We start from the raw sequence: 12,483 nt of genomic DNA on the forward strand, positions 1-12,483 counted from the left end.
ACGTTCCTTCTGTTGATTACGAGTAGTATTGTAACGCTCGTATGATCACTTCTTTATCTACTGCGTCACGAATAAATTTTGCGCCATTGCATTCTTCAAGATAATTATTTAACTGCGATAAAGCTTTTAAATGCCCCTGCGTATTATGGGTTGCACATGTAATGATAATATCTGCATATATATAATCATTTATCAGAACCGGATGTGGTAATCGATATAATGAAAAGCCAATTTTATTAACGCCTTCATCAACTCCGGCATGAGCAATTATCACCCCTTCCCCTAACATAATATATGGCCGCTCGTTAATAATCTTATTAATAATCGCAGATATATAACATGACTCGATTACACCATTTTTCAGTAATGGTAATGCTGCCTGATGAATAACTTCTTGCCATGTCTTTGGTATATCCATCTCAAGAGTGATAAAATCTTTCTGCAGCAAGCTGCCCAAAGAGGGTAACGGATGGGCTGCCACTAAATTGTTAACGGGTCTTGAATGGCTATAGAGGTAATCTTCAAGAGCAGTCCGAAGATCCTTTCGTTGTTGGATAGTGCCATACCGTTCAACGATAGCTAAAACATTCTCAACCTGTACAGATTCATTATCCTGATATCCCAATAACGAAAGAGCCTGACCGCGTAGCGTATTTTTTGTCCATTATCAAAAGGTAAATTAATTAGCAACAAAGGGCGATGGGTCGAAAAAAGGCTGGTGCTAAAAATAACGTCATGCTCTTTAGTATATTTTTCATACTCGCGAAATGACAAGATATCCTGAAAGTAGATTTCAGGCAGCAGCGATTGTAACGTCAAGAAAATCCATGTAGAAACCGTGACATTACCTGAGCTCACCACAACTCCAGACTTTTTCACTTTAACCTTATGCAGCAACCCCTCACGCGTTAACCATCCCCCAAATATTACCGTCAATGAGGCAACTTCCTCTTCCGGTAGTCCTTGCTGCAGCAAACTCTCCAGCGGGCTAATTGAGCGAATGACAAGTTGATGAAGATAGTTAAACTCCTGAGCAATTAATTCATAAACTCCAGAATCATAAGTAAAATTATAAATAATGCGATAATAAGCTGGCTTCCAGTGTTGATAGATTTTGTTAATCAACTCATCCTTGTCACGAAAGGCAATACAGCATAATTTCTCAAAATTATTAACAACAGCAACTATCCCTTCTAGCAATAATGGCTCAAGATTAAAATAACGATCTGAAATTGTCTGAATATTTGCACTACGAATTATCGCCGTTAAAAATGATTGTTCAGAAACCTGGTTAATACCTACTTTATTTAAAATCTCACCTATAATTAAAAACTCACGAGTCCGGTAGACCTCATGGAGATGTTCTGGCAAAGCATGTAGAATTTTCCCGGCACTAATTCGTAGCATGACCAGACTCATGTATAAAGTCAGTTGCTGGATTTTCTCATCGGTCAGAAATATTTTAAACTCATGTTCAATTAAGGTCAGTGCATCAGCAAACACTCTCCGGTGCAGTTCAACATTTTTAGTAATTTCTACAGTGAAATCCTCAAAAAATGGTCTGGAAAGACAATAAGTCACAACCTCCAGTAATAAGTATCTTTTTTGGATTTCACTGCCCTCAATAAAATAGCCCTGCCTCCTTTCATAAACGATCAGAACTTCGTAGCGATCAGTTATTGAATTAATTTTCTTAATATCATTAAGAATAGTATTCTGGCTTACACGTAATGTTTGAGTAAAGTGAAAAAGTTTAATTCTCTCATTACGACACAATAATAAAAACAGTATAATATAATGTCGCTCTTTTTCGCTATAGACATAACGCTCGTTAAGCTGATATTCAATATCGCTGTAAAAAAGTGCTAATACATTAGCATCAACACTGAAACCACCGCTGCGTTGACGGGAAATTGGCAAAAGTTCTTTCGTCGCCAGATAGTCATTTATTTTAAGCAATGTATAACTGAGTTGTTTCCTGGTTAATACAAATTTCTTACACAACTCTCCACTGGTAATAAGAGGTTCACGTACTATGGCATTCAGCACTGCATAAATACGGTTATCAATCATAGTAACAACCTCTTTATTATAAGTATTGCGGGTTAGGATTTTTACTCTACTTGTTTCGCGTCCTGTGATAACTCTCGACAATAAAAGTAAAAGCCAATACTCCAGATTATTGCCATTACTAATGGAACAAAATTCCCTTGCATAAACTGAAATAAATGAGAAAACGCATAGGTAAACACTGGTGCATCAATACAGCTATTTGATATGAGCTTACCTACAGGAATGTCTATCGCTTTGGTCACATTCCCCAGCTCAGTAATTATGGGTGCAAACTCAGTCCCCACAAATAAAAAGAATGGAATACCAATAAAACTAAGAATGACCATTCGTAAAGTATTACCCTGCGTTAACAGATAGGCCGGAACCACTAACACTATGTTAATAATGCCGGCAAAAGGAAGAATTTTATTCCCCGGTAAGATTATAGCCCAGAGCAAGGTAAGAGGAATTGCGACAATAATAACAAACCAAATTTCACTCGCCCCGCCAAGAAATGGCCAGTCAATACCAACAAAGAGCTTACGTCCTGAAAACCGTTTATTCATGTAATCACTAATCGCTTCAGAGAGTGGCGATAGTGCCTGCATAAAAAACTTCGAAATGACAGGAAATAGATGTAACGCCGTAGCCGCCTGTATTCCCAACATCAAGGTTTTCGCCACATCGTAACCCGCTACGATGCCAAAAAGTATCCCGAGGATGAAACCAATAACATGGTTTTCCGCAAAGATCCCGACTTTCTTACGTAACGTTGCCGCATCCATTGGTTTATTCAACAAAGGAATTTTGCGTAACAACACATCAAAGGGATAATAAATAGCACCGAGAAACATCATCCGGTGCGTGCAGGTAATTCCCGGGATCCCGGTCATTTTCTCGATACGATACTGGTGTAAGTCACCAGACTTTAGTTCGAGGATAATTTGCAAAGAGGCGATGATAAATGCTATCACTAATGCCCAGGTTGAGCCAAACAGTGGCGTTACCGTCCCCATAACGATAAATGCGGTAAATATTTTCCCCCAGACATTCCATAAATCTGCATTGAAAGTATCGGTCTTTTTTAACATCAGCATCAGGATATTGATGCCAATCTGCAATGGGAACATTAAAAACGCATATGGCCAGGCCCATGAAATATTTGCCATTGTGGTCCAGCCACCATCAATGATGCTAAGTTCAAGTCCTGTTCGTTTCATCATTGCTTCAGCAGCAACACCGATGGCTCCAACCATAAAGCCGATAAGCATACTCATGCCCACAAAAGCCACACCAAGTGTTATTGCAGCCGAACAGGCTTCTTTAAAACGCATTTTGACACAAAGCCCAGCTAACAGCATAATAAATGGCACGAAAACCGGAGCCCCTAAATTCAGGATGTAATTAATTATTTGCGCAAGAAAATCCATAGTATTTATTCCTTGTAGACGTGATAATTGTCTATTGGCAAAGATTAATAATTTTTTGTAATTCTTGTTCCATACCGATCCCTGTTAAAAACGCGATGCCGTTTATAACAGGGATCGGATATTCCTTATCTATTTTTGTAATCGCCACATAAGCAACAGAATCCCGGAGATGATTATCCAGAGATTTGAGATCGACAACCTCAATTCTGATATCTTCAAATCCTTTTTCTTTTAACAAACGTCCCACTTTACTTGCTACTGTTTGTGAAGTTGCTACGCCACTACCACAGGCTACAACAATCTTTTTCATGATAATTCCTTATAATTTAATTAAATGTATTTATTAAGGTAATTAGTAGCGTCATGGCTACTTTGGGTTTTGCTTAACCAATCTGCATGATTCTCAGTTGAAAATAAGGTGATCAGATTTTGTAGAAAATCAATATGACTGGAAGTATCTACCAGTCCTAACAATATAATAAATTTGATTTTAAGTTTATTTTCGTCTGCCCCCATTTCATTCCATGGCATCTCTTCGGCAAGTTGATAAAAAGCGACAAATGGTTCTTTTATAAATTTAATATCTGTATGAGGAATAGCAATTGAAAACGATTCCAACGCCAATCCGGTAGGATATTCTCTCTCTCGCAAACGAATATTCTGAAGAAAGTCAATTGTTACCAAATTAGCAGCCAGAAGTTTTTCATTTACAGTATGAAAGAAATCATCAGAGTCGATAAAACGCTGGCGAAGAAAAACCAGGTCATCCGTGAATCTAATGACATTAGTAAAATTCTGATTAATTCCTTTCATAATAACACCCCATTAAATCGTAATAACGGAATAATAAATCTCATTTAAAAAACCACAAGATTATTTGCTCACAAATTTTCGGCAGCAAGTTGTCCACAATTGTGATGAAATGTGCGATTGAAATCACATATTCTGATATATGTAATTTACCTATATTCATTATGTGAATAGATCATATATAGTACTTTTCCCCAGCGCCCCAGAATACGACTGATACTGTTTATATAGATTTATATTGGCTCAAAACGACACACCTGCATCGCCCTGATTGACATCGTTTATTTTTTAACCTAATTTAGTGAGTAAGGGTCCTGAGACTGACTGTTAATAAGCTGGCAAATTTATCAGTAACAGTACAATCAGTATGATGACAAGTCACATCATACCCCTTCTCCTTTAAGCCCTCGCTTCGGTGAGGGCTTTACCGTTACAGCGCCATGCTGCACCGCCATCGTAAATCTTCTTCGAGTAAACACAACGTATTGATCTGGCTTTGATTTCTTTCTTCGAGCAGGCTCACAAAGGCGATTGCACAACCCTGCAAATGTGGTGAGAAGCATGGGGAAAAGGGACAAAAAAACGGGCAAGTCAGCGACCTGCCCGTTGTTTGTCAGAGAAGGGGAATCAGTACAGCAAACGGGCGCGAATGGTGCCAGGAATAGCTTTCATGGCCTGCAATGCTTTTTCGGCAACGTCTTCATCGGCTTCAATATCAATAACTACGTAGCCCATCTGAGCAGACGTTTGCAGGTACTGCGCGGCGATGTTAACGCCCTGCTCGGCAAATATTTTGTTCAGCGCAGTCAGCACGCCCGGACGGTTTTCATGGATGTGCATCAGACGACGACCACCGTGCAACGGCAGCGATACTTCCGGGAAGTTCACCGCAGAAAGCGTGGAGCCATTGTCAGAGTACTTGATCAATTTTCCTGCAACTTCCAGGCCGATATTCTCCTGCGCTTCCTGAGTCGAACCGCCAATGTGTGGCGTCAGCAGGACGTTGTCGAATTCGCACAGCGGAGAGGTAAACGGATCACTGTTGGTCGCCGGTTCCGTCGGGAATACGTCAATTGCCGCACCAGCAAGGTGTTTGCTCGCCAGCGCGTCACACAGTGCCGGAATATCGACTACAGTACCGCGCGAGGCGTTAATCAGTAGCGAACCGGGCTTCATCAGCGCAATCTCTTTCGCGCCCATCATATTTTTGGTGGACGGATTTTCTGGCACATGCAGACTTACCACGTCGCTCATATTCAGCAGGTCGGAAAGATGTTGCACTTGAGTCGCGTTGCCCAGTGGCAGTTTGTTTTCAATATCATAGAAGTAAACATACATCCCCAGCGACTCCGCGAGAATGCCAAGCTGCGTACCAATATGACCATAGCCAATGATACCCAGCTTTTTGCCGCGAGCTTCAAAAGAACCCGCCGCCAGTTTGTTCCACACGCCACGGTGCGCTTTAGCGTTGGCCTCCGGCACTCCGCGCAATAGCAGCAAAAGTTCGCCAATCACCAGCTCAGCAACGGAACGCGTATTCGAAAACGGTGCGTTAAATACCGGGATCCCACGTTTTGCCGCAGCATTTAAATCAACCTGGTTTGTGCCTATGCAGAAACAACCAATAGCGACCAGCTTTTCTGCGGCATTGATCACGTCTTCTGTCAGATGGGTACGGGATCGCAGGCCGATGAAGTGGGCATCGCGGATGGATTCTTTTAATTGTTCATCATCCAGCGCGCCTTTGTGAAATTCGATGTTGGTGTAACCCGCCGCGCGAAGGCTTTCCAGCGCCTTTTGGTGCACGCCTTCTACCAGCAGAAACTTAATCTTGTCTTTCTCCAGCGATACCTTTGCCATTTACCCAATCCTGTCTTTGAAATGTTGTGTGTGGATTTACATCCGCCTTTCAACATATCAAAAAATAATATTGCGGCAATATGAACGTTTGCGTCGCGATGTTGAGGAAATATCACACAAGGTTGATTAACAGAAGAAAATGCTGGAGATAAGACTTTGTTTAGAGCGTTAGGTAACAGAGGGTTAAAAACGTGACAGATGTCACCAAATTTAACAATGAAAAAAATTTTTAACGGGGGAGAGAACTCCCCCGTCAGATCATTTCACAATGGTTTTGACGCCGTCAGGTGTGCCAATCAGCGCGACATCCGCACCACGGTTGGCAAACAGACCAACAGTAACCACGCCAGGGATAGCGTTAATTGCGTTTTCCATCGCCACCGGGTCAAGAATTTCCATGCCGTGAACGTCGAGGATCACGTTGCCGTTATCAGTCACCACGCCCTGACGGTATTCCGGACGGCCGCCTAATTTCACCAACTGACGAGCTACTGCACTACGCGCCATCGGGATAACTTCTACCGGCAGTGGGAATTTACCCAGAATATCGACCTGCTTGGAAGCATCTGCAATACAGATAAACTTCTTCGCGACTGAAGCGATGATTTTTTCACGGGTCAGCGCCGCGCCGCCACCTTTGATCATCTGCATATGGCCGTTGATTTCATCTGCTCCGTCGACGTAAATTCCAAGGCTGTCCACTTCATTGAGGTCAAAAACGTGAATGCCAAGGCTTTTCAGTTTTTCAGTGGATGCATCGGAGCTGGAAACTGCCCCTTCAATCTGACCTTTCATCGTGCCGAGTGCATCAATAAAGTGTGCGGCGGTGGAACCTGTACCTACACCAACAATGGTCCCGGGCTGAACATACTGAAGTGCCGCCCATCCTACTGCTTTTTTCAATTCATCCTGCGTCATGATCGTTTCGCCTGTGGTATGAAATTTCACACGCATTATATACAAAAAACGCGGTTCAGACCCCGTCAGCAAGTCGTGCGACTAACTCATCCATGAATAACAGGCAATAGGGGGAATTCTCTTTCGTCCCTGCAAGCCTGGATATCAGCAGGCATCGGGTGACCCCTTTTATCAACCAGCGTGCATATCTGAAGCTGCACCGATAAAAGTGAAGCTCTACAGAACTTTTCCCGGGTCTCCACAAAGACAAAAAGACACGGTAACGCCACCCAAAATTTCCATTATAGCTACTTTTTCATACGCTAAATGCTCTGTACCCAAAGCAAAATTATGTCATAGTTCGGCATAAGAAAATTTGAGGAGTAGGTTAAAGCAATGAAACGCCCGGACTACAGGACATTACAGGCACTGGATGCGGTGATACGTGAACGAGGATTTGAGCGTGCGGCACAGAAATTGTGCATTACGCAATCAGCCGTCTCACAGCGCATTAAGCAGCTAGAAAATATGTTCGGGCAGCCGTTACTGGTGCGCACTGTCCCGCCGCGGCCTACTGAGCAAGGGCAAAAACTGCTGGCACTGCTTCGCCAGGTTGAGTTGCTGGAAGAGGAGTGGCTGGGCGATGAACAAACCGGTTCAACCCCGCTACTGCTTTCGCTTGCAGTCAACGCCGACAGTCTGGCAACCTGGCTGCTTCCGGCGCTCGCTCCTGTGCTGGCTGACTCTCCTATCCGTCTGAATTTACAGGTGGAAGATGAAACCCGTACCCAGGAGCGCCTGCGTCGTGGCGAAGTGGTCGGCGCGGTGAGTATTCAACATCAGGCGCTACCAAGCTGTCTTGTCGATAAACTTGGCGCGCTTGACTATCTGTTCGTCAGCTCCAAACCGTTTGCTGAGAAATACTTCCCCAACGGAGTAAGCCGCTCCGCGCTGCTCAAGGCACCGGTGGTGGCGTTTGACCATCTTGACGATATGCACCAGGCATTTTTGCAGCAAAACTTCGATCTGCCGCCAGGTAGCGTACCGTGCCATATCGTTAACTCGTCAGAAGCCTTCGTTCAACTCGCTCGCCAGGGAACAACCTGCTGTATGATCCCACACCTACAAATTGAGAAAGAACTGGCTAGCGGCGAGTTGATAGACCTGACACCGGGGCTGTTTCAACGGCGAATGCTCTACTGGCATCGCTTTGCCCCAGAAAGCCGCATGATGCGTAAAGTCACTGATGCTTTGCTCGACTATGGTCACAAAGTACTTCGTCAGGATTAATCAATCAATTAATGCCTGATAGCACATATCAGGCATTTTCCTTCTTTCTTTTTACCTTCTTTGAACAACGTCACAAAAGAGACAAATCTCACACGGCAAAAAACGACGCCTCAATGCATTTTTTTTGCTGGCGACAAACCCGTTTAAAAAGCTCACCGTAAGCGCAAATCCCCTATTTTTATTGCGCTTTATGGAGCAAATAATGTCAAACGTGCAGGAGTGGCAACAGCTTGCCAACAAGGAGTTGAGCCGTCGGGAAAAAACCGTCGACTCACTGGTACGGCAAACGGCGGAAGGGATCGCCATCAAGCCGCTGTATACCGAAGTCGATCTCAACAATCTGGAAGTGACAGGCACCCTTCCTGGCTTGCCGCCCTACGTTCGTGGTCCCCGCGCCACCATGTACACAGCCCAGCCATGGACCATCCGCCAATATGCCGGTTTCTCAACGGCCAAAGAGTCTAACGCCTTTTATCGCCGTAACCTCGCGGCCGGGCAAAAAGGTCTTTCCGTTGCCTTTGACCTCGCCACCCACCGCGGTTACGACTCCGACAATCCGCGTGTTGCTGGCGATGTCGGAAAAGCGGGCGTTGCTATAGACACCGTAGAAGATATGAAGGTGCTGTTCGACCAAATTCCACTGGATAAAATGTCGGTGTCAATGACCATGAACGGCGCAGTCCTGCCAGTACTGGCGTTTTATATCGTGGCCGCTGAAGAGCAAGGAGTTCCCCCCGATAAACTTACTGGCACCATCCAGAACGACATCCTGAAAGAGTACCTCTGCCGCAATACCTATATTTACCCGCCGAAACCGTCTATGCGCATTATCGCTGATATCATCGCCTGGTGTTCCGGCAATATGCCGCGCTTTAATACCATCAGTATTAGCGGCTACCACATGGGCGAAGCGGGTGCAAATTGCGTGCAGCAGGTGGCATTCACCCTGGCTGATGGGATTGAATACATCAAAGCTGCACTCTCTGCTGGTCTGAAAATTGACGACTTTGCCCCACGTCTGTCGTTCTTCTTCGGTATTGGCATGGATCTGTTTATGAACATCGCCATGCTGCGTGCCGCACGTTATCTCTGGAGCGAAGCGGTAAGCGGATTTGGAGCCAAAGATCCGAAATCACTGGCGCTGCGTACCCATTGTCAAACCTCCGGCTGGAGTCTCACCGAGCAAGATCCCTATAACAACGTTATCCGCACCACCATTGAGGCACTGGCCGCGACTCTGGGCGGTACTCAGTCGCTGCATACCAACGCTTTTGATGAAGCTCTTGGTCTGCCGACCGATTTCTCGGCACGTATTGCCCGCAACACTCAGATCATTATTCAGGAAGAGTCAGAACTCTGCCGCACCGTCGATCCGCTAGCCGGTTCTTATTACGTTGAGTCACTAACTGATCAGATCGTGAAACAGGCCAGAGCCATCATTGATCAGATCGACGAAGCAGGTGGCATGGCGAAAGCGATCGAAGCGGGCTTGCCAAAACGAATGATCGAAGAAGCATCTGCGCGTGAACAATCGCTGATCGACCAGGGCAAACGGGTGATAGTTGGCGTGAACAAGTACAAACGGGATCACGAAGACAAAACCGATGTACTGGAGATCGACAATGTGATGGTTCGTAACGAGCAAATTGCTTCGCTGGAACGCATTCGTGCCACCCGTGATGATGCAGCCGTAACCGCCGCGCTGAACGCCCTGACTAACGCTGCGCTGCAAAACGAAAACCTGCTGGCTGCCGCTGTTAATGCAGCACGCGTTCGCGCGACATTGGGTGAGATTTCCGATGCACTGGAGGCCGCTTTTGACCGTTATCTGGTGCCGAGTCAGTGTGTTACCGGCGTGATTGCGCAAAGTTATCACCAGTCGGAAAAATCAGCCTGCGAATTTGATGCCATTGTTGCGCAAACGGAGCTGTTCCTCGCCAACAATGGTCGTCGCCCACGTATTCTGATCGCAAAAATGGGTCAGGATGGGCACGATCGCGGAGCGAAAGTCATTGCCAGCGCCTATTCCGATCTGGGTTTTGACGTTGATCTCAGCCCGATGTTCTCGACGCCAGAAGAGATCTCCAGACTGGCGGTAGAAAACGACGTTCATGTGGTGGGCGCATCCTCTCTCGCGGCTGGACACAAAACGCTGATCCCGGAACTGGTCGAAGCCCTTAAAAAATGGGGGCGCGAAGATATCTGTGTAGTCGCTGGCGGCGTTATTCCACCGCAAGATTATGCCTTCCTGCAAGAGCGTGGCGTGGCGGCGATTTATGGCCCGGGTACTCCCATGCTCGACAGTGTACGTGATGTGCTGAACCGAATTAGCCAGCATCATGATTAACGAAACCACACTAGCAGACAACATTCGCCGCTTACGTGAGGGTGAACGAGCCACACTTGCCCAAGCCATGACGCTGGTAGAAAGCCGCCATCCGCGTCATCAGGCGCTAAGTAACCTGTTGCTCGATGCCATCATGCCATTCTGTGGAAATGCGCTGCGGCTGGGCGTTACCGGTACACCCGGCGCGGGGAAAAGTACCTTTCTTGAAGTCTTCGGCATGCAGCTAATTCGCCAGGGGTTGAAGGTCGCGGTGATTGCCGTTGATCCCAGCAGCCCGGTAACCGGTGGCAGCATCCTTGGTGACAAGACACGTATGACCGAACTGGCTCGTGCCGATGCGGCGTTTATTCGCCCGGTTCCGTCATCTGGTCATCTGGGCGGTGCCAGCCAACGAGCACGGGAGTTAATGCTGTTATGCGAAGCGGCGGGTTATGACGTGGTGATCGTTGAAACCGTCGGCGTCGGACAGTCGGAAACGGAAGTAGCCCGCATGGTCGACTGTTTTATCTCACTACAAATTGCCGGTGGTGGTGATGATCTCCAGGGCATTAAAAAGGGGCTAATGGAGGTGGCAGATCTGGTTGTCATCAACAAAGACGATGGCGATAACCACACGAATGTCGCCATTGCCCGCCATATGTACGAAAGCGCCCTACATATTCTGCGTCGCAAATATGAAGAATGGCAACCACGAGTCCTCACCTGTAGCGCACTGGAAAAATGCGGTATCGATGAGATTTGGCACGCGATTATCGATTTCAAAACCGCGCTTACCGCCAGCGGTCGTTTGCCCCTGATGCGGCAGCAACAATCGGTGGAATGGCTGCGTAAGCAAACCGAGGAAGAAGTGCTGCACCACCTGTTCGCTAATGAAGATTTCGATCGCTATTACCGCCAGACGCTATTAGCAGTCAAAAACAACACGCTTTCGCCGCGCACCGCCCTGCGGCAACTCAGTGAATTTATCCAGACTCAATATTTTGATTAAAGGAATTTTTATGTCTTACCAGTATGTTAATGTTGTCACCATCAACAAAGTTGCGGTAATTGAGTTTAACTATGGCCGCAAACTCAATGCATTAAGTAAAGTCTTTATTGATGACCTGCTCCAGGCATTAAGCGATCTCAACCGTCCGGAAATCCGTTGTATCATTCTGCGTGCCCCGAGTGGTTCCAAAGTGTTCTCCGCAGGTCACGATATTCATGAACTGCCATCAGGCGGCCGCGATCCACTCTCCTACGATGATCCGCTACGCCAAATCACCCGCATGATCCAAAAATGCCCCAAACCGGTAATTTCGATGGTTGAAGGGAGCGTCTGGGGAGGCGCATTTGAAATGATCATGAGTTCCGATCTGATCATCGCCGCCAGCACCTCCACCTTCTCAATGACGCCAGTTAACCTCGGCGTCCCATATAACCTGGTCGGCATTCACAACCTGACCCGTGACGCGGGTTTCCACATTGTCAAAGAGCTGATTTTTACCGCTTCGCCAATCACAGCCCAACGCGCGCTGGCTGTTGGCATTCTCAACCACGTTGTTGACATCAACGAGCTGGAAGATTTCACCTTACAAATGGCTCACCACATTTCCGAAAAAGCACCGCTGGCGATTGCGGTAATCAAAGAAGAACTGCGCGTGTTGGGCGAAGCACACACCATGAATTCAGATGAGTTTGAACGTATTCAGGGGATGCGCCGGGAGGTTTATGACAGCGAGGATTATCAGGAAGGTATGAACGCCTTCCTGGAAAAACGTAAACCTAATTTCGTCGGTCATTAATGATCTGCGAACA

Annotated in this window: 12 protein-coding genes; 4 read left to right on the forward strand and 8 right to left on the reverse strand. The window is 46.3% G+C overall.

The genetic code is table 11. From position 1 onward, the window contains the following. Positions 1 to 16: 16 nt before the first annotated feature. From C0K55_RS26640 to rpiA, 8 genes are all read right to left on the reverse strand, one after another. The gene (locus tag C0K55_RS26640; RefSeq protein ID WP_236942231.1) at positions 17 to 625 is read right to left on the reverse strand and encodes a PTS sugar transporter subunit IIA; all 609 of its coding nucleotides are present in this window, start codon (positions 623 to 625) and stop codon (positions 17 to 19) included. Beyond that, complete coding sequence (locus C0K55_RS16095; protein WP_236942232.1) at positions 580 to 2,073, reverse strand: BglG family transcription antiterminator; 1,494 nt, start codon at positions 2,071 to 2,073, stop codon at positions 580 to 582. The genes C0K55_RS26640 and C0K55_RS16095 overlap by 46 nt, the downstream gene beginning before the upstream one ends. 41 nt (positions 2,074 to 2,114) lie before the next feature. Continuing rightward, positions 2,115 to 3,482 (reverse strand): PTS galactitol transporter subunit IIC, encoded by a 1,368-nt coding sequence (locus C0K55_RS16100; RefSeq protein ID WP_000346404.1) that lies wholly within the window; start codon positions 3,480 to 3,482, stop codon positions 2,115 to 2,117. A 31-nt stretch (positions 3,483 to 3,513) separates the two neighbouring features. Beyond that, on the reverse strand, positions 3,514 to 3,792 hold the full coding sequence (locus tag C0K55_RS16105; protein ID WP_000725251.1) for a PTS sugar transporter subunit IIB: 279 nt from the start codon (positions 3,790 to 3,792) through the stop codon (positions 3,514 to 3,516). Between the two features lie 20 nt (positions 3,793 to 3,812). After that, complete coding sequence (locus C0K55_RS16110) at positions 3,813 to 4,295, reverse strand: PTS sugar transporter subunit IIA (RefSeq protein WP_000676303.1); 483 nt, start codon at positions 4,293 to 4,295, stop codon at positions 3,813 to 3,815. Between the two features lie 324 nt (positions 4,296 to 4,619). Then, entirely contained in the window at positions 4,620 to 4,664 is a 45-nt protein-coding gene (locus C0K55_RS27170; RefSeq protein WP_370567170.1) for a hypothetical protein, read from the reverse strand. A 255-nt stretch (positions 4,665 to 4,919) separates the two neighbouring features. Continuing rightward, positions 4,920 to 6,152, reverse strand: a complete 1,233-nt coding sequence (gene serA, locus C0K55_RS16115; protein ID WP_001151616.1) for a phosphoglycerate dehydrogenase — start codon at positions 6,150 to 6,152, stop codon at positions 4,920 to 4,922. 258 nt (positions 6,153 to 6,410) lie between these two features. Further along, on the reverse strand, positions 6,411 to 7,070 hold the full coding sequence (gene rpiA, locus C0K55_RS16120; protein WP_016249170.1) for a ribose-5-phosphate isomerase RpiA: 660 nt from the start codon (positions 7,068 to 7,070) through the stop codon (positions 6,411 to 6,413). A gap of 375 nt (positions 7,071 to 7,445) precedes the next feature. Here rpiA and argP point away from each other — a divergent pair, with 375 nt between their 5' ends. The 4 genes from argP to scpB all read left to right on the forward strand — a co-directional run bounded on the left by argP (position 7,446) and on the right by scpB (position 12,470). Beyond that, a complete protein-coding gene (argP, locus tag C0K55_RS16125; RefSeq protein WP_000828349.1) occupies positions 7,446 to 8,339 on the forward strand; it encodes a DNA-binding transcriptional regulator ArgP in 894 nt (297 codons plus the stop codon). Positions 8,340 to 8,541: 202 nt separating this feature from the next. Continuing rightward, positions 8,542 to 10,686 (forward strand): methylmalonyl-CoA mutase, encoded by a 2,145-nt coding sequence (gene scpA, locus C0K55_RS16130; RefSeq protein ID WP_016249171.1) that lies wholly within the window; start codon positions 8,542 to 8,544, stop codon positions 10,684 to 10,686. Next, positions 10,679 to 11,674 (forward strand): methylmalonyl Co-A mutase-associated GTPase MeaB, encoded by a 996-nt coding sequence (meaB, locus tag C0K55_RS16135; RefSeq protein WP_105266683.1) that lies wholly within the window; start codon positions 10,679 to 10,681, stop codon positions 11,672 to 11,674. The genes scpA and meaB overlap by 8 nt, the downstream gene beginning before the upstream one ends. Before the next feature lie 10 nt (positions 11,675 to 11,684). Next, positions 11,685 to 12,470 carry a methylmalonyl-CoA decarboxylase gene (gene scpB, locus C0K55_RS16140; protein WP_000122073.1) on the forward strand — a complete coding sequence of 262 codons (786 nt, stop codon included), beginning with the start codon at positions 11,685 to 11,687 and terminating at the stop codon, positions 12,468 to 12,470. The last annotated feature ends 13 nt before the right edge of the window (positions 12,471 to 12,483 follow it).

Source organism: Escherichia sp. MOD1-EC6098 (assembly GCF_002965865.1).
GTDB lineage: Bacteria > Pseudomonadota > Gammaproteobacteria > Enterobacterales > Enterobacteriaceae > Escherichia > Escherichia marmotae.

What these genes read in the sequence shown, in the direction of transcription:
- C0K55_RS16095 (WP_236942232.1), bottom strand. Translation starts at nt 2,073, where the DNA reads ATGATTGATAACCGTATTTATGCAGTGCTGAATGCCATAGTACGTGAA.
- C0K55_RS16100 (WP_000346404.1), bottom strand. Translation starts at nt 3,482, where the DNA reads ATGGATTTTCTTGCGCAAATAATTAATTACATCCTGAATTTAGGGGCT.
- C0K55_RS16105 (WP_000725251.1), bottom strand. Translation starts at nt 3,792, where the DNA reads ATGAAAAAGATTGTTGTAGCCTGTGGTAGTGGCGTAGCAACTTCACAA.
- C0K55_RS16110 (WP_000676303.1), bottom strand. Translation starts at nt 4,295, where the DNA reads ATGAAAGGAATTAATCAGAATTTTACTAATGTCATTAGATTCACGGAT.
- serA (WP_001151616.1), bottom strand. Translation starts at nt 6,152, where the DNA reads ATGGCAAAGGTATCGCTGGAGAAAGACAAGATTAAGTTTCTGCTGGTA.
- rpiA (WP_016249170.1), bottom strand. Translation starts at nt 7,070, where the DNA reads ATGACGCAGGATGAATTGAAAAAAGCAGTAGGATGGGCGGCACTTCAG.
- argP (WP_000828349.1), top strand. Translation starts at nt 7,446, where the DNA reads ATGAAACGCCCGGACTACAGGACATTACAGGCACTGGATGCGGTGATA.
- scpA (WP_016249171.1), top strand. Translation starts at nt 8,542, where the DNA reads ATGTCAAACGTGCAGGAGTGGCAACAGCTTGCCAACAAGGAGTTGAGC.
- meaB (WP_105266683.1), top strand. Translation starts at nt 10,679, where the DNA reads ATGATTAACGAAACCACACTAGCAGACAACATTCGCCGCTTACGTGAG.
- scpB (WP_000122073.1), top strand. Translation starts at nt 11,685, where the DNA reads ATGTCTTACCAGTATGTTAATGTTGTCACCATCAACAAAGTTGCGGTA.